Origin of the sequence: Pseudotabrizicola algicola, assembly GCF_010915705.1 — a bacterium.
Taxonomy (GTDB): Bacteria; Pseudomonadota; Alphaproteobacteria; order Rhodobacterales; family Rhodobacteraceae; genus Pseudotabrizicola; species Pseudotabrizicola algicola.
Genome location: NZ_JAAIKE010000001.1, coordinates 1,258,144 through 1,283,013, shown reverse-complemented (window position 1 = coordinate 1,283,013; position 24,870 = coordinate 1,258,144). Strand labels below are relative to the sequence as shown.

The window sequence follows — 24,870 nt, the reverse complement described above, 5'->3', positions numbered from 1 at the left end:
CGCGTTCCGGCGTCAGTTCACCAGCCGCAACTGTTGCCTTGGTGCCGCGCTTCCCGAAACCAGTGCGTCATACGGATCTTCGGGCGAAAGCATCATATCGACCACTTGCCGCAACACCTCCCGCCGCCCGCGGGCGCTGTAGAACCCGCCGGTAATCTGGCTGGTTTCAAGCAGATAGTGGCGATAATCGCGATAGGCGCGGGCGTCGGGGCGATGCGGGCGCGAGAAGAACCGCGCGATGGGCTGGTGCGAGACAAACTCCGGCTTGGCATAGACCGCCGCCCCGAAGGTCTTGAGCGGCATGCCCCGCCACAGCACCTGCTGTCCGGCGGTGGAATTGACCGTCACCGCGCTGCGGGCGTGATTGAGAAGCGCTGCCAGTTTGCCGCCGCGCACGAAATGCACGCGCCCCTCTATCCCGTGCAGGCGCGACAGGCGCCGGATTTCCGCCTTCAGCGGCGCGCGCCCGTCTTCCAGCGGGTGGGCCTTGAACACCAGATGGTGATGCGCCGCCGCGCCCTTGGCAAACCCCTCGACGACCACCGCCAGAAATTCGGCCATCGTCTTGAAGGGTGAGTGCATCTGGAAACTGGCGTCATGCTCCAGTTGCAACAGCACCAGATGATAGGGAAACCCCCCGTGCTTGATGCGGAACTGCGCGATCATCCGTTCCCAGCGGTGAAAGGGCAGCAGCACGAGCCGCCTGCAATAAAGCAGGAACTCCTCCCAGACGGTTTGCTTGCGATGCGGGCGGAAGTTGCGGAAATCCCAGAACCCGGTCAGCACGAACCAGTGATACAGCGCGCCCCAGAAGATGTGCTGGCGCATGTCGCCCCAGCGCGCCGGGGCCTCCGGCTGGTCCATCTCGGCCTTGGCAAGCGCTGCCTGCATCTCGGCCACGCTCATCTGCATGAGGCGCGAATGGCCGTTCACCCCGCCGCGTTCATAGGTCACCCAATGCGGGCGCAGATAGCCTTCCTCAAACACATGCACCATCACCCCCGCCGCCCTGGCCGCCATCACCGCCTGCGCGTGAATGGGCCGCGTATCGCCATAAAGCACCAGATCGGTGATCCGCAGCTCTTGCAGCAGGCCAGCGATGCGGTCTGGCCAGAGCGCCGCAGGCTCCCGAAAGGCGATGAAGCTGTCATTGCTGGGCCAGAAGGCACAGTCGCCCCGGTTGAAGCCCACCCGCCAGACCTGCGCCCCCGCCGCCTGAAGCATCTTGCCCAGACGGTGAAAGAAGGGCCCGTGCGGGCCTTGCAAAAACAGGAAACGGCGATCTTCTCCGGTTGTGCGCATCATATCCGTCGGTCTGTGCTGCCGGAAGCATTCCACCGGCGAGATTAACCCTTAGCGAAGCCAAACGGTCAAAGCACGGCGATTTTTAGGCAATTTCTGTCCGACCTTGCGCAGGCTTTTGGTGCAGGCTAGGCATTGGGGCAAAGGAGAGCCGCCATGTTTACAGGGATCGTCAGCGATATCGGAGAAGTGCTGGAGGTCGAACAGCAGGGCGACCTGCGGGCCCGCATCGGCACGCGCTATGATGTGGCGGGCATCGACATCGGTGCCTCCATCGCATCGGACGGGGTTTGTCTCACGGTCATTGCCACCGGCACTGCGCCGCGCAACTGGTATGACGTGCAGATCTCGGCGGAAACCGTCAGCAAGACCAACCTGTCGCGCTGGCGTGCCGGCACCCGTGTCAATCTGGAGCGCGCGCTGAAAGTGGGCGACGAGTTGGGCGGGCATATCGTTTCCGGCCATGTCGACGGTGTGGCCGAGGTGGTGGCGGTGGTGCCGGAGGGGGACAGCCTGCGCGTGACCTTCCGCGCCCCCCGCGATCTGGCGCGCTTCATCGCGCCCAAGGGATCGGTCGCGCTCAACGGCACCTCGCTCACCGTGAACGAGGTGGATGGCACCGATTTTGGCATCAACTTCATTCCGCACACCCAGAAGGCCACGACATGGGGCGATGTCGCCGTGGGGGACCGTGTGAATCTCGAGGTGGATACGATGGCGCGCTACGTGGCCCGCCTGCGCGAATGGGAATGACCGCAGGCATCGGCCACAACGGCGGCCCCGAAATGACGGGGCTTGCATGGCGCAGCCATTGCTGGCGGGCAGCGCGGTCGCGGCTCCTGCCGACCCTTCCGCTCGAGGTCGTGCGCCTGCGGGTCCGGCGGGCGGCAGAGCTCGGTCTCGATTACAAGACCTATGCAGGTATCCGCGCCAGCACCGGACATGATCTGGTGGCCTTCCTGTTTTCCTCAAATGCCTTGCGCGTCCTGCGCGAGGGCCAGTCCCTGCCAGCGGATCGCGCGGCCAAACTCGCCGCCCTCGGCTCTGCGGGAATGATCGGGTTGGCGGTGCCGCCGCTGCCCCCCGCTGCCTTGGCGCAGGCGGCCCCTGTGCTGGCGCAGTGCCATGCCGCCCCGCCTCTCCTTGCCAGCTTTGCCGAGGCGCGGGGCCGCTTGCGCGCGGCGCTGGGCAAAACCCCGTCCGATGCCGTGCTGCTGGTCGGCGATCACGGGCTGGAGGCGGAATGGTGCGTCGCGGGCCGTCTGGCTGGATACCTTCCGGCAGAACGCTATTTCGCGCGCTGAAGGCCGAATGCGCCATTTGCGCACAAGCCATCTGCGCCGCCCGGCTCTGGCTTTTGCCCTGCGCTCGCGCTAAAGCCTCTCAAACGCGTTCAGGAACCTTGCCATGACCCAATATTCCGCCGCCATCTCTCCTGTCGAAGAGATCATCGATGAAGCGCGCAACGGGCGCATGTTCATTCTGGTCGACCACGAGGATCGGGAGAACGAGGGCGATCTGGTGATCCCGGCGCAGATGTGCACGCCGCAGGCCATCAACTTCATGGCAACCTATGGCCGTGGCCTGATCTGCCTTGCGCTGACGGCGGACCGTGTCGACCAACTCGGCCTGCAACCGATGAGCCCGAAGAACCAGTCGCGCCACGCATCGGCCTTCACCCTTTCCATCGAAGCGCGCGACGGCATTTCCACCGGTATTTCCGCTGCCGACCGCGCGCGCACCGTTTCGGTTGCGATCGACCAGACCAAGGGGCCGCAAGACATCGCGACGCCGGGACATATCTTCCCGCTGCGCGCGCGTGACGGCGGGGTTCTGGTGCGTGCGGGCCATACCGAAGCGGCGGTCGATGTGGCGCGCCTTGCGGGGCTGAACCCGTCGGGCGTCATCTGCGAGGTGATGAACGACGATGGCACGATGGCCCGTCTGCCCGATCTGGTGGTCTTTGCGCAAAAGCACGGCCTGAAGATCGGCACGATTTCCGACCTGATCGCCTATCGCCGCCGCAACGACAATCTGGTGAAACTCAGCGAAGAGCGCAGCGTCACCTCGGAATTCGGGGGTGACTGGGCCTTGCGCATCTACACCGATGTGACCGAAGGCGCCGAGCATGTGGTGCTGATCAAGGGCGATATCGCCGCCCCCGGTCCGGTGCTGACGCGGATGCACACGCTCGATCCGCTGCTTGATGTGGTCGGCCTTGGCGGGGCAGGGCGCACCAGCGAGTTTGCCGCCGCCATGCGCATGATCGCCGAGGAAGGGCGCGGCGTGCTGGTGCTGCTGCGCGATCTCAACATGAAGCTGACGTCAGACGCCGAAGCCTCGCCACAGACGCTGCGCCAATACGGGATCGGCGCGCAGATCCTTGTCTCGCTCGGCATCCATGATCTGACCCTTCTCACCAACTCGCCGCAACCGAAAGTCGTGGGCCTTGATGCCTACGGTTTGTCGATCACCGGCACCCGCCGCATCACGGAGTGACAGATGGCCGCGCATGAATCGCATTACACCCTGCCTCTTCCCGCGTTTGACCGCCCGGTGAAGCTGCTCGTCGTGGTGGCCCCCTATTACAAGGATATCACCGACAACATGGTCGCAGGCGCGCGCGCCATTGCCGCAAGCTGCGGCGCCGAGGTTGATCTGGTGGAAGTGCCGGGCGCTCTGGAAGTGCCGACCGCCATCGCAATGGCCGAACGGCAGGCAAAATACGACGGTTATGTCGCGCTTGGCTGCGTGATCCGCGGCGAGACGACGCATTATGATACCGTCTGCAACGACAGCAGCCGCGCCATCACCCTTCTGGGCCTTCAGGGGGCCTGTATCGGCAACGGCATCCTTACGGTCGAGAATCGTGCACAAGCCGAAGTGCGGGCCGATCCGGCGGGCCAGAATAAAGGCGGCGGTGCCGCTGCGGCGGCCTTGCACCTGATCGCGCTTTCGCGCAAATGGGCGGGCCAGACGAAAGGGATCGGATTCCGCGCATGACAGAGTCAAGATCGGCCTCCAAGCCGAGCAACGCCGAGAAAAAGCAGATGCGCTCTGCCGCGCGGCTTTACGCCGTGCAGGCGCTGTTCCAGATGGAAGTCTCGGGCCAGACCATCAAGGCGGTCTGCCGCGAGTTCGAGGTGCATCGTTTCGGCGCGACCTATGACGAGGGCGAGTTTGCCGAAGGTGATGTCGATCACTTCCGCGCGCTTGTGGATCACGCGGTGAATTATCAGGCCCTGATCGACCAGATGACCGACCGCGCGCTTGTCGCCAAATGGCCGATCGACCGGATCGATCCGGTGCTGCGCGCCCTGTTCCGCGCGGCAGGGGCCGAAATGACGCAAATGGCCACCCCGCCCAAGGTGGTCATCACCGAATTCGTCGACGTGGCCAAAGCCTTCTTCCCCGATGGCAAGGAATCCAAATTCGTCAACGCGGTGCTCGATCACATGGCGCATGAGGCAAAGCCCCAAGGGTTGTGATAGGTCTCGGGACGTGTCCGCCATGAACAGGAGCCTGATGACCATGCCCCGCCTCATTCCCGCGCTTGCCGCGACCTTCGCCGCCTGTCTGCCCGCCTTCGCACAGGATGTGCCCGGCGCCTACCGCGCGATTGAATGGAAACTTGTGGCCATAAACGGCCAGCCCTTTACGGCAAGCGCCACGATTGACCTGAACACCGCAGGGCAAATTTCGGGGCAGGGGCCGTGCAACCGCTTTTCCGGCAGCTATGAGGGCCCCTTGCCGCAGTTCCGTGCCGGTCCGCTTCGTGCCACCCGCATGGCCTGCCCTGACCTTGCCGCCGAATCTGCGCTGTTTGCTGCGCTTGCCGAAATGACTCGCGCCGAAGTGACCGGCCCCACCACGCTTCTGCTGACAGGCGAAAAGGGCGGCAGCATGGAATTCGTGCGCCCGATGAACTGATCGGCTCGCGCTGCGTTTCTCCTTGAGCAGCCTGCACGGACCTGCGGCGAATTGGACCTTTCCCTTTGCCACGGACGCGTTACCTTTGCAGCGCGATCAGGAGAGCATCATGCCGAAACTCATCCGCCTCTATATTGTGAATGTCGCCATCGGATTTGCCATCGCGGCGGCTTTTGTCGCAGGTGTCGTCTGGCTTGATGTTGGGGGTTTGCAACGCCTTATCCTGCAAGCGCCGATGGGCTGGGTCGCTGCGCTGATGCTGGTGATGTTCAACGGCGTCGTCTTTGCCGGCGTGCAGTTCGCGATTGCGATCATGCGCATGGCGGAACCGGACGACACCCCGCCGCGTGGCCCGCGCCTGCGTCTGGAACCCGTTCCGGTGCGCGTCCACGCCCGGCCCGCCCGCAAGCCCGCCCCGCGCCGCTGACCCTTCGCCGCGAGGCACACCCGCCCCGCCCGAGATGTGTCATGGGACACTTTTCTAATCCCGCCAAAGGGTTGGTTGACCCAAGGTCACCTCACGCGGGGTAACAGAAGGGTGAGGTGGGGGAACATATACCCTGTTCATGCGTTTCCTCCGCGACCGGCACGAGAGAGGCCGGTGTGTGTGAAAAGGAAATACTGATGACAGTCAAACTCCGCACCCTTGGTGCCGGCGTGCTGGCCATTGCCGCCGCCCAAGTCGCATTTGCGCCTGCCGCCGTGGCACAGGTCGCCATCACGGGCGTCGAGTCGGTCAATGACCGGATCGACGACATCAATGAGAACGTCGCGGATGATCTGGCTCGTGCCGAAGATGTCGCACGCTTCGGCAATCCGGAATTCCGCCCCGGTCTGAGCGGCAGCGCGTCGCTGGGCTATTCCGGCAAGACGGGCAACAACGAGTCGCAAGACTTTTCGGCAGGCGTGCGGTTGCGCTTTGCCCAAGGGCAATTTGTCCAGACCCTCGGCGCGGCGCTCGACTTCTCCGAGTCGAACAACACCGCGACGAAAGAAGACGTGTTCGCCGTCTATGACGCGAACTACTACTTCGACCAGAACTTCTATGCCTTCGCCCTTGCGCGTTTGCAGACAGATGGTCTGGCCTCGACCGCAGATGACGTGCGCCGCGATGGCTTCCTCGGCTTCGGTCCGGGCTACCGCGTCGTGAACACGCCCGACATGACCTGGCGGGTGCAGGCGGGTATCGGCGTCAGCTATCTGCAGGATGGCGCGCGCGATTCGACCACGGAGACCGGCTATCTGGCCGCGTCGCGGTTCTTCTACCGCATCAACGACAACTTCTTCGTGACGAATGATACCGACGTTCTGAAATCCAACTCGGCTCTGCGTGCAAACAACGATCTGGGTCTGAACGTGAAGATGACCGACACGATCTCGACCCGCGTCAGCTATCTGACCGAGTATAACGACAGCCGTGCGATCAAGACGGACAACAAATTGGGCGTCTCGCTGGTGTTCGGCTTCTGAGCCGGAAAACCCCACACAGCCGAGAAGGGGCGGAGTAATCCGCCCCTTTTTCGTGTCTGCCGTCTGGTAAAGGTGGCGGGCCCGCAGCGACCGTGGGTGGCATGGTTTCCCGAGAGCCAGAGGTCTCAGGTGGGCGCCAGGTAACAAGACCAGGATCTTGCCAGAGCCAGCATCCATTCGTTTGCTTATCGGCCACTGGAAAAAAGCCCCAGCACGCGAAGAGCAGCACCCGCCGTCCTCACATGTAGGCGCGCTTGGCCGGCGCGGCAAGGGGGCCAACCATCTTGGCCGCGCGATGCGCTCTGGCAGGCATCGCCTCCCCTTGCCAGATGTTCACGTTTTATTCATACTACGGGCATGGACTTGAACACCGAAATCCTGCCCGCCATGCCCGGCCAGCGCCTTGCGCGCGGGGTCGCGCGCGCCCTGCGCGACATGGGCTTTGTCACCGTCGAAGAACTCGTGCCCGCGCCCGGATTGCGGGTGGACCTGATGGCGCTTGGTCCCAAGGGTCAGGTCTGGGTCATCGAATGCAAATCCTGCCGCGCCGATTTTCAGGCCGACAGAAAGTGGCAGAACTACCTGCCGTGGTGTGACCGTTTCTTCTGGGCGGTGGATGCCGATTTTCCAGCCGAACTGCTGCCGCCCGACTCGGGGCTGATCCTTGCCGACGCCTATGGCGCCGAAGTGGTCCGCATGGGGCCGGAAACCCCCTTGGCCGGGGCGCGCCGCAAGGCCGTGGTGCAGGGCTTTGCCCGTCATGCCGCCTTGCGCCTGCAGGCCCTGCGCGATCCGGCGGGTGCTATTTCCGCTTGGGCTTAGGCTTGGACGTTCCCATCGCGCGCACCGCCTCTGCCGCGGCGCGCAATTCTTCCGCGATTTCCTCGGCCTCTTCCGGCTCGAAATCGAGGGGCAGTTCGATGCCGCCATCGGCCTCGATATAGATGCGAACCATTCCGGCCGAAGTCGGCCCGATCTGAAGGTTTGCGGCGATGTCGCTTTCCTTGTCGATGCCCATGAAGGCCCCCAAATTGATGCAGGCTTTGCCCTAGCGCCCTTTGCCTGCTTTCGCAAGCGCCCGCGCCCTGCGGAACGCACGCCGCCTGCCTACAAGATTTGCGCCAAACCCTGCTTGCAATCTGCCAAAAGGGGCGTTACATCGCCCCCAAGTGCCGACTTAGCTCAGTTGGTTAGAGCACCAGATTGTGGATCTGGGGGTCCCCCGTTCGAGCCGGGGAGTCGGTACCATATAACCAAAAGATTTGTCTAAAATTGGCCCCTCGGGGCCTTTTCTTTTTTCCGCGCCACTGTGCCGCGCGCAAAGCCGCCGCCGCCAGTGCCGCGCGCGCCCTGCGGCGGGGCATGCCCTTTCCCTCCTCCTGCGGCTTGGCTATGGTCTTCGTCCGACGAAAAGGGACGCCATCATGACGCCAGATACCACCCGCCGCATCGCGCAAACCATCGCCAGCGAAATCAACGCCCAGACCCCGCAGGTGACTGCGGCGGTGGCGCTGCTGGATGAAGGCGCAACCGTGCCCTTCATCGCCCGCTACCGCAAAGAGGTGACGGGCGGTCTTGATGATTCGCAGCTGCGCCTTCTGGCGGACCGGCTGGTCTACCTGCGCGAGATGGAGGCGCGGCGCGCGGCGATTTTCTCGTCGATCACCGAACAGGGCAAGATGACAGACCCGCTGGCCCTCTCGATCGCCAAGGCTGGCACCAAGGCCGAGCTGGAAGACATCTACCTTCCCTACAAGCCCAAGCGCCGCACCAAGGCCATGATCGCCCGCGAAAACGGTCTGCAACCGCTGGTCGAGGCGATTCTGGCCGACCGCGCCGCCGATCCGGCAAAGCTTGCGGCCGCCTATGTGAACGAGGCGGTGCCAGATGCCAAATCGGCGCTGGAAGGCGCGCGCGACATCATCGCCGAAGGCCTGTCGGAAAATGCAGCCCTCCTGGGGCGCCTGCGCGATCACATGAAAAAGGTCTCGCGCCTGTCGGCCAAGGCTGTCGCGGGCAAGGAAACCGAGGGCGCGAAATTCTCCGATTACTTCGCGCATGAAGAACCTTGGGCCACCGCGCCCAGTCACCGCGTGCTGGCCATGCTGCGCGGGCGCAATGAGGGCTTCCTCACCCTCGATCTGGAAACCGATGCCGATGCCCCGCGCGGCCAAAGTCCGGCGGAACTGGCCTGTGGCGCGGCACTGTCGGCAGGCTCGGGCGGTTCGGGCGATGTCTGGCTGCGCGAGGCGGCAAGCTGGGCCTGGCGCATCAAGCTGAAAACCTCGCTGACGCTGGACCTGATGGGCGAATTGCGCGACCGCGCCGAGGCCGAGGCGATCAACGTCTTTGCCCGCAACCTCAAGGATCTGCTGCTTGCAGCCCCCGCAGGCGGCAAGGCGACGATGGGGCTGGACCCCGGCATCCGCACCGGGGTCAAGGTCGCGGTGATCGACGCCACGGGCAAGGTGCTCGCCACCGATACGGTCTATCCGTTCCAGCCCAAGAACGACCTGCGCGGCGCACAGGTGGCGCTCGCGCAACTCATCGCCAAGCACAAGGTGCAACTGATCGCCATCGGCAACGGCACCGCCAGCCGCGAGACGGAAAAGATGGTTGCCGATCTGCTCGCGGTCCTGCCCGGCACGGAAAAGCCGGTCAAGGTCATCGTCTCCGAAGCGGGGGCCTCGGTCTATTCCGCCTCGGAACTCGCGGCCAGGGAATTCCCCGATCTGGACGTCAGCTTGCGCGGCGCGGTCAGCATCGCCCGCCGTTTGCAAGACCCGCTGGCCGAACTGGTGAAGATCGAACCGAAATCCATCGGTGTCGGCCAGTATCAGCATGACGTCGACCAGCACCGCCTCGCGCGCCAGCTGGAAGCGGTGGTCGAAGACGCGGTGAACGCGGTGGGCGTCGATCTGAACACCGCCTCCGCCCCCTTGCTGGCCCGCGTCTCCGGCGTAGGTCCGGGGCTGGCCGAAGCCATCGTCGCCCACCGCGACGCCAATGGCCCCTTCAACACAAGGCGCGAACTCCTCAAGGTTGCCCGGCTGGGGCCAAAGGCCTTTGAACAGGCGGCAGGGTTTCTGCGGATCGCCGGGGGCAAGGAGCCGCTCGACGCGTCCTCGGTCCACCCCGAAGCCTATGATGTCGCCCGCCGCATCACCGCCGCCTGCGGGCGCGACATCCGCAGCCTGATGGGCGATGCCGCCACCCTGCAAAAGCTGGACCCGCGCCAGTTCATCGACGACCGCTTCGGCCTGCCCACGGTCAAGGACATCCTGTCGGAACTGGAAAAGCCGGGCCGCGACCCGCGCCCCAGCTTCCGCACCGCCACCTTTACCGAAGGCGTGAACGAGATCCGCGACCTGAAACCGGGCATGATGCTGGAAGGCACCGTGACCAATGTGGCCGCCTTCGGTGCCTTCGTCGACGTCGGCGTGCATCAGGACGGGCTGGTGCATGTCAGCCAGCTTGCCGACCGTTTCGTGAAAGACCCGCACGAGGTGGTCAAGGCAGGCGATGTGGTGCAGGTGCGCGTGGTAGAGGTGGACGCTGCCCGCAAACGTATCGCCCTCACCATGCGCAAGGACAGCAGCGACGCCCGCGAAACGGCGCGCGAACGCGCCGCCGAACGGTCTGAAAAACCCGCCCCGCGCGGCAAGCCGCTGCCGATGCACGCCGCCCCCCAAGGCAACAGCGCCAATCCTTTTGCCGATGCCCTGCGGGGCAAGTTCGGGAAATAAGATGAGTATTTGGAAAGCAGCAATCCAGGATGCTGTGCCAGCTTTGCTGCTTTCCCAAATACTCCCGCCGGAGGCGTCCGACAGGCGCGCAAGGCGCCCCGCCTGTCAGTTCGCCTTGCGTCGGGGCAGGAAGGGCAGGGGGGCGACCGGCACGCCGTCTTCGATCAGCTTTCTGGCGTCTTCGGGGCGCGCCTCGCCATAGATCGCGCGCTCGGGGGCGATACCATCATGCATGGCACGCGCCTCGGCTGCGAAATTCATGCCGACATATTCCGAATTTGCTTCCACCTGTGCGCGCAATGCGGCGAGGGCTTGTTCCTTTTCCGATTGCGGCGTTGACAGGGTCGGGGCTGGTGCGGCGGACGCCGCGCGAGAGGGGCGCACGGCAGGGGCCATCAGCACCTTGTCCACCTCGGCAGAGCCGCAGACCGCGCAGGTGACATGACCTGCCCCGCGCAAGGTTTCATAGGCTTGCGCGGACTGGAACCAGCTTTCGAAATCATGCGCTTGCGCGCATCTGAGGCTGTAACGGATCATGGGCAAGCCGGAAAGAAGGACAGTTCATTTGCCACAGCTAACAACCGCGTGCGCGATTTCAAGTCGGGATCGTGTCGCCCGAAGCGCGGGTAAGGGTTTGGCCGGTCAGGCACAGTTCGGACAACAGGCTGCGCAGTTCGGGCTCGGCCACCTTGCGGGCGGCCTTGCGCGCGTCAAACCATTTGCGGCGGCGTTGTTTGCGCTCGGGAAACTTCTCCGCCAGCATCGCGACGCGCAAGGCAAACACGCTGACGCGGCAGGGGATTGCCTTTCGCGGCGTGCGGATCTTGTCATAGCCGTAAATGCCAAGCGGCTGATCGGCGTCCATCGCGCCGCGCACGCCCGCCTCTTCCCAGGCCTCGATCGCGGCGGTTTCGGCGCTGGTTTTGCCCGAGATGGGCCAGCCCTTGGGCACAATCCAGCGCCCCGTGTCGCGGCTGGTGATCAGCAGCACCTGCACATGGCCGCGATGCATCCGCCAACACAGTGCGGCACATTGCTCGGCGGGCTTTTTCTTGCGCGTGGCGAGGTCGAACTGATCGGGGGCCGAGGGTTTCATATCGTCTTTTTCTTTTTGTCTGCCCGCAGTCGGTGGTGTCGCAGGATCGCGCGGCGGGCGGCCGCTGCTTTCCTTTTGCCCTATATTGGCGTTCCGGCACCGTTTGTCACCCCTGCCGAGGCCGAGCGGGCCAGTCTTTGCCCGATTGTCCGGCATCTGGCCATTTCGGGTGTTACGGGCTTTGACCTTTTGACGGGCAAGACTAAATGGAGCGCAAGAGAGGCGGGAGGCTAGCACATGCAGCGGAGAGTGTTTTTGGCGGGCATCGGCAGTGCGCTCGTTTTGCTTGCGGCGCGCGCTCCGGCCTTTGCTTCGGCCCCCAGCTTTGCCTTTGACTCGATTGACGGCGGCCTCATTTCGCTCGATGACTGGCGGGGGCGGCCCGTTCTGGTGGTCAACACAGCCTCGCTCTGTGGATTTGCCGGGCAATTTGACGACCTTCAGGCGCTGCATGAGCGATACGGCCCGCGCGGGCTGCTGGTTCTGGCGGTGCCATCGGATGATTTCAACCAGGAACTGGCCGATGCGCAGGCGGTGAAGGAGTATTGCGCGCTGCGCTTTGACCTGACGCTTGCAATGACCGACATCACCCATGTGCGCGGCCCCGATGTGCACCCGTTCTACCGCTGGCTTGCGGCCGAGCAGGGGTTCACCCCCGGCTGGAACTTCAACAAGGTGCTGATCGGCCCCGCGGGTGAGGTGGTCGGCACCTGGGGGTCTGCGGTAAAGCCGACATCGGCCCAGATCACACGCCAGATCGAGACGCTGCTGCGGTGAGCGTTCCGCTCTTTATCGGGTCCGGCATCTATCGGGGCTCGTCCTATGGTCCGGCGCATCCGCTGCGGGTGCCGCGCGTGTCCACCGTGATCGACCTTGGCCGCGCTCTGGGCTGGCTGTCTGCCGCGCAATACCGCACCAGCCCGCGCGCCAAGCCTGCGGCGCTGACCCTGTGGCACACGCCCGCCTATGTCGCCGCCCTGCAGCGCGCCGAGGCAGAGGGCAGCGTGACCGACAGCGTGCGTGCGCTGCACCATCTGGGCACCTTGTCCAATCCTGTGTTTCCGCAGGTCTATTCGCGGCCTGCCACGGGGGCAGGGGGCGTCATGCTCGCGGCAGAACTGCTCGCCTCCGGCACGCCTGCGGTGCATGTGCCGGGCGGCGGCACGCATCATGGCCTGCCCGACCGCGCGAACGGGTTTTGCTATCTGAACGATCCGGTGCTGGCGATCCTTGCGCTGCGCCGCGCGGGACTGTCCCGTATCGTCTACATCGACATCGACGCCCATCACTGCGACGGGGTGCAGCACGGCTTTGCGGGCGATGCCGAAACCCTGCTGATCTCCACCCATGAAGAGGGGCGCTGGCCCTTCACCGGTGCTCTGGAGGATGACGGCGGCGGCAACTGTGTGAACCTGCCGCTGCCGCGCGGTTTGAACGACACCGAAATGCGCGCGGTGCTGCACGGGGTGATCCTGCCCCATGTGCAGGCGCATCGCCCTGACGTCATCATCCTTCAGGCCGGAGCGGATTCGCTGGACGAAGACCCGCTGTCGCGGCTGTCTCTGTCCAACCGTGCCTATGTCGAGGTGCTTTTGGCGCTTTTGCCACTTGCCCCGCGCTTTTTGCTGCTCGGCGGCGGCGGGTATAATCCGTGGAGCGTGGGGCGCTGCTGGACGGCCCTCTGGGCGGCGCTGGCCGGTTACGAGATCCCTGACCGGCTGCCCGAGGAGGCACAGGCGGTGCTCGGCGCACTGTCATGGGGCGGCGGCGGGCGGCCCCCGCCCGCGCCGCATCTGCTCACCACGCTGCTCGACCCGCCGCGTGAAGGCCCCCTGCGCGCCGAGTTGCGGCCAAGGATCGCCCATCTGGCGGGGCGCTTGCGGGCATAGGGCTTCCCTTGGGCGGGCGCGGGCGGTAGATCAGGGCAAACCCCTTGCAAGGACTGCGCCCATGAAAATCGGCTCCCGTGAGATTGGCCCCGACCACCCGCCGCTGGTGATCGCCGAAATCGGTATCAACCACGGCGGCGATCTCGGGGTAGCCAAAGAGATGGTGCGTCTTGCCGCAGGGGCAGGGTGCGAGATGATCAAGCATCAGACCCATATCCTCGAAGACGAGATGACCGACGAGGCGAAGTCGATCTTCCCGCCCAATGCCGACGTTTCCATCTGGCATGTGATGGAGCGCTGCGCGCTGAGTCTCGAGGAGGAGGCCGAACTCAAGCGCTACACCGAATCCCTCGGCCTGATCTGGATTTCGACACCCTTTTCGCGTGCGGCGGCGGATTATCTCGAAAGTCTCGACGTGCCCGCCTACAAGATCGGCAGCGGCGAGGCCGACAACCTGCCGCTGATCCGCCACATCGCGCGCAAGGGAAAGCCGGTGATTTTGTCGACCGGCATGCAGACGATCGAAACCCTGCGCGCCAGCGTCGCCATTCTGGACGCGGCGGGCGTGGAGTATGCGCTGCTCGAATGCACCAACCTTTACCCTTCGCCGCCCGAGATCGTCTCCTTGCGCGGGGTGACCGAACTGCGCAAGGCCTTTCCCAAGGCCGTCGTCGGCTTCTCCGACCATTCCATCGGGCCGGAGATGGCGCTGGCCAGCGTGGCACTGGGCGCCTGCATCCTCGAGCGGCATTACACCGACACCCGCTATCGCAAGGGACCCGACATCATCAACTCGATGGACCCGTCGGAACTGCGCCACCTGATCGACCGCTCGCGCGAAATCTGGATCGCGGCGAACAATCCCAAACAGCGCTCGGCGCCGGAAGAAGACGTCTACCGTTTCGCCCGCGCCTCTGTGGTGGCCGATGCCGACCTGCCCGAAGGCCATGTGATCCGCGAGCAAGACATCTGGGCCCGCCGCCCCGGTTCGGGCGAGATCGCGGGCTATGATTTCGACAAGGTCCTCGGCAAACGCCTCACCCGCGCGGTGACGCGCAACACGCAACTGAAATGGAGCGATCTGGCGTGATGTCGGGGCTGCATCGTCGCGCCTCACGGACGGCGCCATGATTGAAACCGGGGTCAGCGCCGTTTCCGGGCTGACGATCCCCGCAGCCCTCGGGCTGCGCCGGGAAGCGCCGCCGCGCGCCACGGTCCTGTCCGACGCGTTCTGGGAAAGATATGACTCCACCACGCTCTTCTACATCGCCCTCCATGACGCGGCGACGCGGCAGTTGCATGTCTTCGCCCCGCCCTTGCTCAACTTTGCCCCTCTCGTCCGGCGGGCGCAGTTCTCCATCGATGGCGCGCCTCTGTCCGCACCGCGCCTCAGCCATGCGGACAAGTTTGACCGGCTGGTCTTTGATCGTGTTCCGACCGGGGCCATGTTGACCATGACCGTCGATGGCACGCAGTCCGCGATGCCCGTCACCGCCTGCGACCCGGCGCGGTTTGCCGGGCGGCGCGTGATCTACACCATGTCGAAGAACAATGACCTGCCCTGGATCAGGGATTGGCTGCTTTGGTATCAGCGGCTTCACAAGGCAGATGCCGTCCTGTTCGTCGACAATGCGAGCACGGCCTATGACGCAGGCGCACTTGGCGCGACACTCGGCGCGGTTGCAGGTTATAAGGCCGCGCAGCTTGTGCAGGCGCCCTTCCGCTATGGGCCGGACATGGCGACCGCCACAAATTCCACCTATGGCGAATTCGTGCAGACCGCCTTCCTGAATGCGTTCTGGATGCAGTCCCTGCGCTATGCACGCGCCATGCTCAATGTCGACGTGGATGAACTCATCTTCTCGGCACGGGGAGATGCGATCTTTGACGCGGTCGAGACGGCGCCCTATGGCATCGTCATGGCCTCGGGGCAATGGCGCTATGCCCGGCCCGGCCCGACGGAGGTGCGCCACATCGACCATACGCTGGCCCTGCCGAACGATGCCTCCTGTCCGCCGAAATATTGCCTGCGGCCGGGCGGGCTGGCGGCGCGGCAGGGGCTCAAGGTGCATGGAGTCAGGAATTTCAAGCGGATGCCCTTCGTCAACCGCAGAGAATTTTTCTTCCTCCATTGCCGAAACATCTCGAATTCATGGAAGTATGAACGCATGCACAACGATTATGCCGCCATGATCGAAGATCCCGCCACGCAGGCCATGCTCATGCGCGGCTTGGCGGAATCGGTGCCGTCATGACCCCACCTGCCGCGCTCACCCGGGCCGATCTGGGCATCTGGCTCATCAACCTGCCGCGCTCTGCCGACCGCCGGGCGCGCATGGTCGCGCAGTTGCAGGCGCTCGGGCTGGACTACACCCTGTTTGACGCGGTGGACGGGCGGGCCGAGTGGGAGCGGCTAAAATCCAGTGTCGATCTGCCCGCCTTTCGCGCCAATGTCGGGCGCGAGGTGCTGCCGGGCGAAATCGGTTGCTACCATTCGCATCTGGGGGTCTGGCAGGCGCTGCTCGCCTCACCGCACAAAGCCGCGCTTGTGCTTGAGGATGATGTGGTGTTCCACGATGATTTCCTGCCCGCCCTCGATCTGGCGCTGGCCCATGCCGATCGTTGGGACATGCTGAAGCTGAACAAGATCCGCGCCAAGTTTCCGGTGGGGCAGGGCGCGCTGGGCGCTTACCGGCTGAACGCCTTCGTCGGCAGCTTCACCGGCATGGGGGCCTATCTCGTGACAAGGGCCTGCGCGCAAGACCTCCTGCCCGCCCTTCTGCCCATCCGCCGCCCCATCGATCACGCCCTCGACCGCATCGACCTGCGCCATTTCCGCCATTTCGCCTTGCAGCCCTTTCCCAGCCATGTCGATGATGGCAACCAGAGCACTATCACCGGCAGCGGCTTTGCAGAGGTGAAGAAGTTCCCCTGGTATCGCAGGCCACGGGTGTATCAGAACCGGCTTGGCGCCCTGATCGCGAAGGGAAGCCATCTGCTGCTAGGCCGCATCATAACTCCGCCGGCCCCCGGTTGCACCCGATCTGACAGGTAAACCACGTGTATTCTTCTGAAATCTTTAAGGGGGACGCATGATCCCCGCATGGAAAATCCGCCGTGAACTGGTGCGCGTCTACAGCCAGTTTCTGGGACTGCCGCATCACATCGCGTCATGGCCCGCCCGTCGCCGCGAACCCGCCCTGCGCGAGGCGCATGACCGTGACTTTGACCGGATCGTGAAAATCTTCACCGGCGCGATCCCGTTGGGAAAAAAGCCCGCGATCTTTCTGATCTATCAGCCGAACGGCATTGCGCCTTCTACCATCGTCACCCTCGACTGGCTGCACGCGCATGGATTTTCTCCCATCGTCGTCGCCAACAGCCCCATCGCCGATAGCGACCGCGCCCTGCTGCTGGATCATGCAGCAAGGGTCATGCAACGCCCCAATTTCGGCTATGATTTTGGCGGCTACAGAGACGCCTTGCGCCTTGTCGATCAGGCCGAAGTGGACCCGGAGCAGCTGATCATCCTCAATGACAGCGTCTGGGTGCCAATGGCTCCTGATGTGCTGACCCGCATGCAGGCGCGCGAAGATGCCGACCTCGTCGGCCTCTTGCAGGACGAAAAGGTGATCCACGATAACCGTGGCGGCACCCCGAGTGACCGGCTGCACGTCGAATCCTACTTCTACCTGTTCAACCGCACCGCCCTGCAGTCCGAGGCCTTCAAGACTTTCTGGCGCGACTACAAGATGACCGATTATAAGCCTCACACCATCAAGTTCGGTGAACTGGGCTTTTCCAGGACGATGGCTGCCGCTGGCCTGCGCATCGATGCGCTGAGCAAGCGGAGCATCTTCCTTGACCAAGTGGTGCAGCAAGACGACGACTTCATCGCGCTTACCTTGAAATACGCCGCCTATGGGGACAACGACCTGCGCCGTCAGGGGGACAAACTCCGCGCCTTGCCCCGCACCGCCCCCGGCTGGCGCGCCGAGGTTCTGGAACACATCCGGAAATGCGTCAATCGCAAGCGGTTCAATGCTTCATTCTGCTATGCCAATGACCGAATCTTCGGGACAATGTTCATGAAGAAAAGCAGCGAAGAGATCTTTTCCGAAATGCGCCTGCAATATCTCCGTGCAGTCCGTGACGGCCACCTGCCGCCGCCCCCCCCCGAGATCGGAGTCGAGATGGCCGCGCTGGTCCATCGTCAATTCCCGGGTTTCCGCAGCGAACAGCCGGCGAGCGGCAGCATATGACCCGCCACCTCCTCTTCCTCACCGGCACCCGCGCCGATTTCGGCAAGCTTGAACCTCTTGCCGCCGCCGCGCGGGATGCGGGGCATGCGGTGACCTTCTTCGTCACCGGCATGCACATGATGGACCGCTACGGCCTCACCAAGCTCGAGGTGCAGCGCATGCCGGGCGTGCGCGTGCATGAATTCCTCAACCAGCGCCCGGGCGACGGGCAGGATATCGTGCTGGCGAAAACCGTCGTCGGCTTTTCGGACTTCATCACCGAACACAAACCCGACCTGATCGTGCTGCACGGCGACAGGATCGAGGCGCTGGCGGGCGCCTTGGTGGCCGCGACCAATTACATCCCCTCCGCCCATATCGAGGGCGGCGAAGTCTCGGGCACCATCGACGAGGTGTTCCGCCACTGCAACACCAAGCTCGCCACCCACCACTTCGTCTCCTCCGAGGCGGCGGCCCGCCGCGTGATGACACTGGGCGAACCTGCCGAAACCATCCATGTCATCGGCTCGCCCGAGCTTGATTTCCATGCCGGCCCTTCGGGTGTCAGCCTTGCCGAAGTGCGGGCGCGCTATGACATTCCCTTTGCCGAGTATGGCATCGCGGTCTTTCATCCCGTCACCAGCGAACAGGCCAGCATGGGCGCGCAGGCGCAGGCCCTTTTTGGCGCCCTGGAAGCCTCGGGCCGCAATTTCGTGGTGATCGCGCCCAACAATGATCCGGGGTCGGACCAGATCTTCGCCGTGCTGAACGGGCTGCCCAAAGACCGCTTCCGCCTGATCCCGTCTATGCGTTTCGCGCATTTCTCGGAACTGATGAAACACGCCGCCTGCATGGTCGGCAACTCCAGCGCAGGCGTGCGCGAGGCGCCGTTTCTGGGCCTGCCCTCGCTCGATGTCGGCACAAGGCAAACGAATCGCGCCATGGCGGCCTCGGTCGCCTTTGCCGATGCGGGCGACGGTGCTGCGGTCGCCCGCTTTCTGACCGAACATTGGGGCAAGCGTCACCCCCGCGACAGCGGTTTTGGCGAGGGCAGGGCGGCCGACCGCTTTGCCCAGACGCTGGCCCGGCCGGAGTTCTGGGCGCAAGGGCTGCAAAAGGCCTTCCGCGATCAAGACAATGGCTGATGCCGCGCCCACGGGTCTTGCCTTGCGCGCCTATCTGGCCGCCAGTCCCCTGATTGCTCTGGCAGGCCCGGCGGTGCTGCGCCGCCGCCTCGCGCGCGGCAAGGAAGACCCAGGCCGCGTCGCGGAAAAGCGCGGCCATGCCACGGCCCCCCGGCCCGAAGGGCGGCTGGTCTGGCTCCATGCGGTGGGCTTGGGCGAGGTGCTGGCCCTGCGCGGGCTCATCCTCGCGATGGCCCGGCAAGATCCGGGGCTGAACTTCCTCATCACCTCCTCGGCCCGCTCCTCGGCGCAGGTCATCGCCGCGAACCTGCCGCCGCGCACGGTCCACCAGTTCCTGCCGCTGGATGCTCCGTCATACCTTGCGCGCTTTCTGGCCCATTGGCAGCCCGATCTGTCGGTCTGGGCCGAGCAGGAACTCTGGCCCGGCGCGGTGGTGGCCGCCCATGCGCGCAAGGTGCCGCTGGCGCTGGTCAACGCGCGTATGACCGATGCGGGCTTTGCCCGTCGGTCACGCGCGCGCGGGCTTTACGGCGACCTTCTGGCGCGGTTTTCCACGATCTGCGCGCAAGACCCGCGCAGCGCCGCGCACCTTCGCGCACTTGGTGCCAAGCGTGTCAGCGTGACCGGATCGCTGAAATCCGCCGCCCCGCCGCTCGGGGTCGACCCTGCCGCCCTCGCGCAGGCGACAGAGGCGCTGCAAACCCGCCGCGTCTGGGTCGCCGCCTCCACCCATCCGGGGGACGAGGCGCAGGTATTTGCCGCACAGGCCTCGCTCTGGCGCGCCGATCCGCGCTGGCTCCTCATCCTCGCCCCGCGCGATGCGGGACGGGCCGGCGCGGTCGCCTCCCGCCTGACCGAGGCCGGTTTGCCCTTTGCCCGCCGCAGTCTCGGGCGCGTGCCCGCCGCCAGCGATGCGGTCTGGCTGGCCGATACCTATGGCGAGCTTGGCCTCTGGTATCGGCTGGCCGAGGCCGCCCTGATCGGCGGCGGCTTCGACAGCATCGGCGGCCATAACCCGTGGGAGGCCGCGCATTTCGGCGCCGCCATCCTGCACGGCCCCGACACCTCCAATTTCAAGGCCGATTACGAAAGCCTGCATCAGGCCAGCGCCGCCCTGCTCGTCGCGCCCGGCGCGCTCGATGCGGCGCTGCAGCACCCCGATCTGCCGCAGATCGCCCTGCGCGCGCGCCAGATGGTGCAGCGCGCGGCCGATGGGCTGGACCCGCTCGCGCGGGATCTGCTCGCGCTGGTGCGACCATGATGCGCGCTTTCCTGCTGGCATGGTCGGCGCTCTGGACCTTCGGCCTGCCGCTGGTCCTTGCCTATCTGTGGAAGCGTGGCCGCAAGGACCCGGCCTATACCGCGCATCTGGCCGAGCGTTTTGGCCGCTACACCGTGCCGCCGGATTTTGGCAGAAAATCCATGCGCAATGGCCCTGTCTGGGTGCATGCCGTCTCCTTGGGCGAGTTGCGTTCGGCCGTCCCGCTCATCCGCGCTCTGCTCGACCGCGGCGAGCATGTCGTCACCACCCATTTCACCCCCGCAGGGCGGGCCGAGGCGCAGCGGGTCTTTGCCGCCGACATCGCGGCGGGCCGCCTCTGCGCGGTCTGGGTGCCGCTGGAGACCGGCTGGGCCTACCGCGGCTTCTTCCGCGCCTTCCGCCCCGCCTATGGTCTGGTGATGGAAATCGAGATCTGGCCGCGCATGGTTGCCGCCGCCCGTGCGCACAAGGTGCCGCTGTTCATGTGCAATGCGCAATATCCCAGCCGTGCCCTGGCGCGCGACAGCAAGGGTCTGCGCCTCCGGCAAAGGGTGATGCAGGGCTTTGCAGGGGCCCTGGTGAAATCCGATCTGCAAGCGCGCCGGTTTGCCGGTGTCGGCGTGCGCAACATAGCCGTCACCGGCGAATTGCGCTTCGATCAACCGGTGCCGCCCGCTTTGGTCGCAGCGGGGCAGGCGGCCCGCCACTGGCTCGGGGCTGCGCAGACCCGCGTCATCACCATCGCCAGCGCCATCGAGGGCGAGGATGCCACCTATCTTCACGCCGTCCACGCCCTGCGCGCCGATCACGCCGCGCGCGGCCTGCCCATGCCGCTCTTCGCCTATGTTCCGCGCCGCCCCGAGCGGTTTGACGAGGTCGCGCAAACCCTCTCTGCCGAAGGGCTTTCCCTGCTGCGCCGCTCCGGCCTTGCGCCCGCCTTCGATCCCGCCGCCTGGGGGCCAGCCCCGGCCACCACGCCCGACATCTTCTATGGCGACACCTTGGGCGAGATGTATGGATACCTCGCCATCGCCGATCAGGTCATCGTCGGGGGCGGCTTCAATCCCAAGGGCGCGCATAACATTTCCGAGGCTCTGGTGCTGGGCAAGCCGGTCATCACCGGCCCCCACACCCACACCATCGAATACCCCTTTGCCGAGGCCGAGGCGGCAGGCGTCGCGCGCTCGGTGCCGGATGCCGCCGCGCTGGCCGCAGCCCTCATCGCCGATGCCGCCACCGATCCCGCGCGCATCGCCGCCTTCACCGCCGCCCATTCCGACGCCACCGCCAAGACGCTGGCCGCGATCCCGCAGCTTCTGGCGGCTGTCAGGCCTTCGTGACGCCCGCCGCAAGCTGCTCGGTCAGCAGGAACTCGACCAGCCGGAAATCATAGGGCGTGTCGATGTCATGGCAGCGCTCTGACGGCAGCACGAAAGGCAGCACGCGCCCCTCATAGATGGTCTTGGCGCGGCGCAGATAGCTTGGGTCCACCACATAGACCACGCCCACATGTTCATAGACCACCGGCGCATCCTGCCGCGCCCAGACCCCGCCCGGCAGCGGCTTCGACACCTGCAACGCGCCCGTCGCATCAGGTTCCACAAGGTTGAAATAGGGGTTCTTGCGCGCCTCGCACACGCTCATCACCATATCGGGGCGGTCGGTCTCGAACAGGTCCAGCGCGCCTTCGATATCCTCGGGGATGCGCAGGGGCGAGGTGCAATCCAGATCGAGGAAGGCCGAAACCGGCCCGCAAAGCGGTTCCGACGCGGCCAGCGCATGTTGCCACACCCCCCATTTCGGCGCGGTGTCGGTGGCAAGCTCCGCCGGACGCAGGCCGATATCAAGGGCGCCCCGCGCTACCGCATGGGCGTAGATCGCCGGATCATCGGTCGACACCACCACCGCGCCCACGCGCGGATTGGCAAACAGCTGGTCCAGCGACCAATCGATCAGGGGCTTGCCGCACAGGGTGCGGAAGTTCTTTCCCGGCACGCCCTTCGACCCTTTGCGCGCACCGATATGACCTAGAATCACGCTGTTCCCCCGCTGTTTTCAAGTGCCCTGTAATGTTCGGTCAGCCGTGCCTTGACCGGCCCCAGCGCCGCCTCCGACCAGATCAGCCGCCGCCCCTTGCGGTCCACCACCTCGCCGCCCTCGGGCAGCGCCAGCAGCGCCTCGCCCTTGACCTCCGCCCCCGGCAGGGTCAGCGCGACCAGCCCCGCCCACCGCCTGCGCACCCACGGCATCCTCGCGCGCAGATGGATCAGCCAGCGCCAGGGCAGCATGAATTCGGTCGGCAGCTTCACCGCCAGATGGCGCGGGATCGCGCGCATATGCGGCTGGTGGGCCCAGCTGATGAACCGCTCATCCGCGATCATCGGGCGGATGCCGTTAAACCCGTGTTCCGCCACCAATGCGCGGTAACGCGCCGCGATATGGGCGGTTTCCGCAGGGTGGTAGACCACGATCGACGAATTGCCGCGCGCGTATTTGCGCCCCTTGGTCAGCCGGAACAGCGCCCGCGCCAGCGCCCCGAAGGGCAGCACCGCGCTTTGCAGGATCGCCACCGTCCGGCGGTCCCGTTGCAGCGCCAGCAGGCGGGTCAGATCGCCGAGCACCACCGTGTCGATGTCGATGAAAATGGCGGGCAAATCATCCGGCACCACCCCCGCCTCGAACATGCACAGCTTTGTCTGGCAGCCCGCGCCGCGCATCTCGGGTGCCATGAAGAAATCGGGGATCAGCCGCTGCACCACCCCCGCCGCCATACCCTCGCGCAGACGGTCGGTGATCAGCACCACGCGGGGCGGGCGGGCGGCATGGCGGCAGACGGTGGCAATCAGGTGATTGACCTCGGCCACCGGGTATTTGGTGCCCCAGAGCACCAGCACAAGCTGCCAGACAGGGCTGTCTGGCGCTTCTGTCACGTGCGCACCCCCGCAAAGCGCGCCTGCCATTCGGCGCGCTCCTCGTCGGTGATCTTGCGGAACAGGTTTTCCGGCACGCTGAAGGCCGCTCCCGGCTCCAGCGCCCGCATCGCAGCGGGCAGATCGTCGGGCCATGTCCAGTCATCCGAGCCCATCGCCGCCATCATCGCGGCGCTGGCATCGGGGATGAAGGGCTGCGACAGGATCGCGTAGACGCGGATCAGGTTCAGCGCGAGACGGATCATCGCCTGCGCCTGCTCGGGGTCGGTCTTCACCACCGTCCACGGTGCGGCCGCCTGCAGGTATTCGTTGCCGATCACCCAGATTGCCCGCAATTCGGCGGCGGCCTTGCGCACTTCCATCGCCTGCATCAGCGATTCATACTCGCGGATGCGCGCGCCCAGATCGGCGATCAGCGCGGTTTCCATCGCGCCGAACTGCCCCCCCGCCGGAACGGTCGCGCCGAATTTCGACGTGGCGAACTTGGTCACGCGCGACACCAGATTGCCCAGCACATCGGCCAGATCCTTGTTCACCGAGCTTTGGAAGTTCTCCCATGTGAATTCGGCATCCGAGGATTCCGGCGCATGGGACAGCAGCCACCAGCGCCAGTAATCGCTCGGCAGGATCGACAGCGCCTGATCCATGAACACCCCGCGCCCGCGGGAGGTGCTGAACTGGCCGCCATCATAATTGAGGTAGTTGAAGGACTTGAGGTAATCGACCAGCTTCCACGGCTCGCCCGAGCCAAGGATGGTGGCGGGGAACGAAAGGGTGTGGAACGGCACGTTGTCCTTGCCCATGAACTGGTAATAGGTGACGTCATCCGCCCCCTTGTCGGTGCGCCACCAGCGTTGCCATGCGGCATCGTCCAGCCCGTTGGCATCGGCCCATTCGGCGGTGGCGGCGATGTATTCGATGGGGGCATCGAACCAGACATAGAACACCTTGCCCTCCATCCCCGGCCAGGGCTGGTCGCCGCGCTTCACCGGAATGCCCCAGTGCAGATCGCGGGTGATGCCGCGATCCTGCAAGCCGTCGCCATCGTTGAGCCATTTCTTGGCAATCGAGGTGGTCAGCACAGGCCAGTCATGCTTGCTGTCGATCCACGCCTCCAGCTTGTCGCGCAGACTGCGCTGCATGAGATACAGGTGCTTTGTCTCGCGCAGTTCCAGATTGGTGGACCCCGAGATGGTCGAGCGCGGGTTGATCAGATCGGCGGGGTCCAGCTGCTTGGTGCAGTTGTCGCACTGATCGCCGCGCGCCGAATCGTAGCCGCAGTTGGGGCAGGTGCCCTCAACATAGCGGTCGGGCAGGAAACGCCCGTCATCGACGGAATAGATCATCTTTTCCGAAACTTCGCGGATCAGCCCGTTATCGGCCAGACGTCCGGCGAAATGCTGCGTCAGCGCATGGTTGCGCGGGCTGGACGAGCGCCCGAAATGGTCGAAGGACAGCCGGAAGCCGCGCGCGATCTCGGCCTGCACCTGATGCATCTCGGCGCAATATTCCGCGACCGGCTGGCCTGCCTTGGCGGCGGCCAGTTCGGCGGGCGTGCCGTGTTCGTCGGTGGCGCAGATGAACATGACCTCGTTTCCGCGGGCGCGCATGTAGCGGGCGAACAGGTCGGCGGGCAGCTGGCTGCCGACCAGATTGCCCAGATGCTTGATCCCGTTGATGTAGGGAATGGCCGAGGTGATGAGGATCCGTGCCATGATGCGCCTTTGTCTGATGGTTGCGCCCGTTTAACGCATGGCGCGCCCGCTTGCCAGAGGATGCGCCGGGGGCAGGCGGCGCATTTTGAGCATTTGGAAACGGCGCAGGCCATGCGGGTGTTGCGTCCCCGTCCTTGCGCGCCGC

Annotated in this window: 26 protein-coding genes and 1 tRNA gene; 20 read left to right on the top strand and 7 right to left on the bottom strand. The window is 65.1% G+C overall.

Features of this window, described 5'->3' with window-relative positions:
* Window positions 1-12: 12 nt before the first annotated feature.
* Window positions 13-1,305 (bottom strand): capsule polysaccharide biogenesis protein, encoded by a 1,293-nt coding sequence (locus G3572_RS06240; protein ID WP_240335414.1) that lies wholly within the window; start codon window positions 1,303-1,305, stop codon window positions 13-15.
* Window positions 1,306-1,458: 153 nt separating this feature from the next.
* Between G3572_RS06240 and G3572_RS06235 the strand changes: the two genes are divergently transcribed.
* The 9 genes from G3572_RS06235 to G3572_RS06195 all read left to right on the top strand — a co-directional run bounded on the left by G3572_RS06235 (window position 1,459) and on the right by G3572_RS06195 (window position 7,524).
* A complete protein-coding gene (locus G3572_RS06235; protein ID WP_164609758.1) occupies window positions 1,459-2,055 on the top strand; it encodes a riboflavin synthase in 597 nt (198 codons plus the stop codon).
* Entirely contained in the window at window positions 2,052-2,606 is a 555-nt protein-coding gene (locus G3572_RS06230) for a hypothetical protein (protein ID WP_164609757.1), read from the top strand. The genes G3572_RS06235 and G3572_RS06230 overlap by 4 nt, the downstream gene beginning before the upstream one ends.
* Window positions 2,607-2,709: 103 nt before the next feature.
* A complete protein-coding gene (ribB, locus tag G3572_RS06225) occupies window positions 2,710-3,801 on the top strand; it encodes a 3,4-dihydroxy-2-butanone-4-phosphate synthase (RefSeq protein WP_164609756.1) in 1,092 nt (363 codons plus the stop codon).
* Between the two features lie 3 nt (window positions 3,802-3,804).
* Window positions 3,805-4,305, top strand: a complete 501-nt coding sequence (locus tag G3572_RS06220; RefSeq protein ID WP_164609755.1) for a 6,7-dimethyl-8-ribityllumazine synthase — start codon at window positions 3,805-3,807, stop codon at window positions 4,303-4,305.
* Window positions 4,302-4,790 (top strand): transcription antitermination factor NusB, encoded by a 489-nt coding sequence (nusB, locus tag G3572_RS06215; protein WP_164609754.1) that lies wholly within the window; start codon window positions 4,302-4,304, stop codon window positions 4,788-4,790. The genes G3572_RS06220 and nusB overlap by 4 nt, the downstream gene beginning before the upstream one ends.
* Before the next feature lie 37 nt (window positions 4,791-4,827).
* On the top strand, window positions 4,828-5,232 hold the full coding sequence (locus tag G3572_RS06210; protein WP_164609753.1) for an META domain-containing protein: 405 nt from the start codon (window positions 4,828-4,830) through the stop codon (window positions 5,230-5,232).
* 109 nt (window positions 5,233-5,341) lie between these two features.
* Window positions 5,342-5,659, top strand: a complete 318-nt coding sequence (locus tag G3572_RS06205) for a hypothetical protein (RefSeq protein ID WP_164609752.1) — start codon at window positions 5,342-5,344, stop codon at window positions 5,657-5,659.
* Between the two features lie 197 nt (window positions 5,660-5,856).
* Window positions 5,857-6,702 carry a DUF481 domain-containing protein gene (locus G3572_RS06200; protein WP_164609751.1) on the top strand — a complete coding sequence of 282 codons (846 nt, stop codon included), beginning with the start codon at window positions 5,857-5,859 and terminating at the stop codon, window positions 6,700-6,702.
* A 357-nt stretch (window positions 6,703-7,059) separates the two neighbouring features.
* Window positions 7,060-7,524 carry an MmcB family DNA repair protein gene (locus tag G3572_RS06195; RefSeq protein WP_164609750.1) on the top strand — a complete coding sequence of 155 codons (465 nt, stop codon included), beginning with the start codon at window positions 7,060-7,062 and terminating at the stop codon, window positions 7,522-7,524.
* Here G3572_RS06195 and G3572_RS06190 read toward each other — a convergent pair.
* The gene (locus tag G3572_RS06190) at window positions 7,505-7,720 is read right to left on the bottom strand and encodes a DUF6324 family protein (RefSeq protein ID WP_164609749.1); all 216 of its coding nucleotides are present in this window, start codon (window positions 7,718-7,720) and stop codon (window positions 7,505-7,507) included. The two genes, G3572_RS06195 and G3572_RS06190, sit on opposite strands and share 20 nt — an antisense overlap.
* 153 nt (window positions 7,721-7,873) lie before the next feature.
* Here G3572_RS06190 and G3572_RS06185 point away from each other — a divergent pair.
* A tRNA-His gene (locus tag G3572_RS06185) sits at window positions 7,874-7,950 on the top strand.
* 176 nt (window positions 7,951-8,126) lie between these two features.
* The gene (locus G3572_RS06180) at window positions 8,127-10,448 is read left to right on the top strand and encodes a Tex family protein (protein WP_164609748.1); all 2,322 of its coding nucleotides are present in this window, start codon (window positions 8,127-8,129) and stop codon (window positions 10,446-10,448) included.
* 105 nt (window positions 10,449-10,553) lie between these two features.
* Here the strand turns inward: G3572_RS06180 and G3572_RS06175 are convergent, their stop codons facing one another.
* Window positions 10,554-10,985, bottom strand: a complete 432-nt coding sequence (locus tag G3572_RS06175; RefSeq protein WP_164609747.1) for a DUF1178 family protein — start codon at window positions 10,983-10,985, stop codon at window positions 10,554-10,556.
* 58 nt (window positions 10,986-11,043) lie between these two features.
* The gene (locus tag G3572_RS06170) at window positions 11,044-11,544 is read right to left on the bottom strand and encodes an NUDIX hydrolase (protein WP_164609746.1); all 501 of its coding nucleotides are present in this window, start codon (window positions 11,542-11,544) and stop codon (window positions 11,044-11,046) included.
* Window positions 11,545-11,781: 237 nt separating this feature from the next.
* Between G3572_RS06170 and G3572_RS06165 the strand changes: the two genes are divergently transcribed.
* The 9 genes from G3572_RS06165 to G3572_RS06125 all read left to right on the top strand — a co-directional run bounded on the left by G3572_RS06165 (window position 11,782) and on the right by G3572_RS06125 (window position 21,420).
* On the top strand, window positions 11,782-12,321 hold the full coding sequence (locus G3572_RS06165; RefSeq protein ID WP_164609745.1) for a glutathione peroxidase: 540 nt from the start codon (window positions 11,782-11,784) through the stop codon (window positions 12,319-12,321).
* Window positions 12,318-13,433: an acetoin utilization protein AcuC gene (locus tag G3572_RS06160; protein WP_164609744.1), complete on the top strand. Its 1,116-nt coding sequence runs from the start codon at window positions 12,318-12,320 to the stop codon at window positions 13,431-13,433. The genes G3572_RS06165 and G3572_RS06160 overlap by 4 nt, the downstream gene beginning before the upstream one ends.
* A 61-nt stretch (window positions 13,434-13,494) precedes the next feature.
* Window positions 13,495-14,523 (top strand): N-acetylneuraminate synthase family protein, encoded by a 1,029-nt coding sequence (locus G3572_RS06155; RefSeq protein ID WP_164609743.1) that lies wholly within the window; start codon window positions 13,495-13,497, stop codon window positions 14,521-14,523.
* A 37-nt stretch (window positions 14,524-14,560) separates the two neighbouring features.
* Window positions 14,561-15,688, top strand: a complete 1,128-nt coding sequence (locus G3572_RS06150) for a hypothetical protein (RefSeq protein WP_164609742.1) — start codon at window positions 14,561-14,563, stop codon at window positions 15,686-15,688.
* Window positions 15,685-16,488, top strand: a complete 804-nt coding sequence (locus tag G3572_RS06145) for a glycosyltransferase family 25 protein (RefSeq protein ID WP_164609741.1) — start codon at window positions 15,685-15,687, stop codon at window positions 16,486-16,488. Before G3572_RS06150 ends, G3572_RS06145 begins: the two co-directional genes overlap by 4 nt.
* Before the next feature lie 181 nt (window positions 16,489-16,669).
* Window positions 16,670-17,695 (top strand): rhamnan synthesis F family protein, encoded by a 1,026-nt coding sequence (locus tag G3572_RS06140; protein WP_354003993.1) that lies wholly within the window; start codon window positions 16,670-16,672, stop codon window positions 17,693-17,695.
* Window positions 17,692-18,819, top strand: coding sequence for a UDP-N-acetylglucosamine 2-epimerase (gene neuC, locus G3572_RS06135; protein WP_164609739.1), 1,128 nt, complete (start codon window positions 17,692-17,694; stop codon window positions 18,817-18,819). The genes G3572_RS06140 and neuC overlap by 4 nt, the downstream gene beginning before the upstream one ends.
* Window positions 18,812-20,080: a 3-deoxy-D-manno-octulosonic acid transferase gene (locus G3572_RS06130; protein WP_164609738.1), complete on the top strand. Its 1,269-nt coding sequence runs from the start codon at window positions 18,812-18,814 to the stop codon at window positions 20,078-20,080. The genes neuC and G3572_RS06130 overlap by 8 nt, the downstream gene beginning before the upstream one ends.
* Entirely contained in the window at window positions 20,077-21,420 is a 1,344-nt protein-coding gene (locus tag G3572_RS06125) for a 3-deoxy-D-manno-octulosonic acid transferase (protein ID WP_240335413.1), read from the top strand. Before G3572_RS06130 ends, G3572_RS06125 begins: the two co-directional genes overlap by 4 nt.
* Here G3572_RS06125 and G3572_RS06120 read toward each other — a convergent pair.
* The 3 genes from G3572_RS06120 to metG are packed head-to-tail and all read right to left on the bottom strand — an operon-like array spanning window position 21,407 to window position 24,725.
* The gene (locus tag G3572_RS06120; protein ID WP_164609737.1) at window positions 21,407-22,117 is read right to left on the bottom strand and encodes an acylneuraminate cytidylyltransferase family protein; all 711 of its coding nucleotides are present in this window, start codon (window positions 22,115-22,117) and stop codon (window positions 21,407-21,409) included. The genes G3572_RS06125 and G3572_RS06120 overlap by 14 nt on opposite strands.
* Window positions 22,114-23,010, bottom strand: coding sequence for a hypothetical protein (locus G3572_RS06115; RefSeq protein ID WP_164609736.1), 897 nt, complete (start codon window positions 23,008-23,010; stop codon window positions 22,114-22,116). The genes G3572_RS06120 and G3572_RS06115 overlap by 4 nt, the downstream gene beginning before the upstream one ends.
* Window positions 23,007-24,725, bottom strand: a complete 1,719-nt coding sequence (gene metG, locus G3572_RS06110; RefSeq protein WP_164609735.1) for a methionine--tRNA ligase — start codon at window positions 24,723-24,725, stop codon at window positions 23,007-23,009. Before metG ends, G3572_RS06115 begins: the two co-directional genes overlap by 4 nt.
* Window positions 24,726-24,870 lie beyond the last annotated feature (145 nt).

Coding starts and splice junctions, on each gene's coding strand:
- G3572_RS06240 (WP_240335414.1), bottom strand. CDS start 1,305: ATGATGCGCACAACCGGAGAAGATCGCCGTTTCCTGTTTTTGCAAGGC.
- G3572_RS06235 (WP_164609758.1), top strand. CDS start 1,459: ATGTTTACAGGGATCGTCAGCGATATCGGAGAAGTGCTGGAGGTCGAA.
- G3572_RS06230 (WP_164609757.1), top strand. CDS start 2,052: ATGACCGCAGGCATCGGCCACAACGGCGGCCCCGAAATGACGGGGCTT.
- ribB (WP_164609756.1), top strand. CDS start 2,710: ATGACCCAATATTCCGCCGCCATCTCTCCTGTCGAAGAGATCATCGAT.
- G3572_RS06220 (WP_164609755.1), top strand. CDS start 3,805: ATGGCCGCGCATGAATCGCATTACACCCTGCCTCTTCCCGCGTTTGAC.
- nusB (WP_164609754.1), top strand. CDS start 4,302: ATGACAGAGTCAAGATCGGCCTCCAAGCCGAGCAACGCCGAGAAAAAG.
- G3572_RS06210 (WP_164609753.1), top strand. CDS start 4,828: ATGACCATGCCCCGCCTCATTCCCGCGCTTGCCGCGACCTTCGCCGCC.
- G3572_RS06205 (WP_164609752.1), top strand. CDS start 5,342: ATGCCGAAACTCATCCGCCTCTATATTGTGAATGTCGCCATCGGATTT.
- G3572_RS06200 (WP_164609751.1), top strand. CDS start 5,857: ATGACAGTCAAACTCCGCACCCTTGGTGCCGGCGTGCTGGCCATTGCC.
- G3572_RS06195 (WP_164609750.1), top strand. CDS start 7,060: ATGGACTTGAACACCGAAATCCTGCCCGCCATGCCCGGCCAGCGCCTT.
- G3572_RS06190 (WP_164609749.1), bottom strand. CDS start 7,720: ATGGGCATCGACAAGGAAAGCGACATCGCCGCAAACCTTCAGATCGGG.
- G3572_RS06180 (WP_164609748.1), top strand. CDS start 8,127: ATGACGCCAGATACCACCCGCCGCATCGCGCAAACCATCGCCAGCGAA.
- G3572_RS06175 (WP_164609747.1), bottom strand. CDS start 10,985: ATGATCCGTTACAGCCTCAGATGCGCGCAAGCGCATGATTTCGAAAGC.
- G3572_RS06170 (WP_164609746.1), bottom strand. CDS start 11,544: ATGAAACCCTCGGCCCCCGATCAGTTCGACCTCGCCACGCGCAAGAAA.
- G3572_RS06165 (WP_164609745.1), top strand. CDS start 11,782: ATGCAGCGGAGAGTGTTTTTGGCGGGCATCGGCAGTGCGCTCGTTTTG.
- G3572_RS06155 (WP_164609743.1), top strand. CDS start 13,495: ATGAAAATCGGCTCCCGTGAGATTGGCCCCGACCACCCGCCGCTGGTG.
- G3572_RS06150 (WP_164609742.1), top strand. CDS start 14,561: ATGATTGAAACCGGGGTCAGCGCCGTTTCCGGGCTGACGATCCCCGCA.
- G3572_RS06145 (WP_164609741.1), top strand. CDS start 15,685: ATGACCCCACCTGCCGCGCTCACCCGGGCCGATCTGGGCATCTGGCTC.
- neuC (WP_164609739.1), top strand. CDS start 17,692: ATGACCCGCCACCTCCTCTTCCTCACCGGCACCCGCGCCGATTTCGGC.
- G3572_RS06130 (WP_164609738.1), top strand. CDS start 18,812: ATGGCTGATGCCGCGCCCACGGGTCTTGCCTTGCGCGCCTATCTGGCC.
- G3572_RS06125 (WP_240335413.1), top strand. CDS start 20,077: ATGATGCGCGCTTTCCTGCTGGCATGGTCGGCGCTCTGGACCTTCGGC.
- metG (WP_164609735.1), bottom strand. CDS start 24,725: ATGGCACGGATCCTCATCACCTCGGCCATTCCCTACATCAACGGGATC.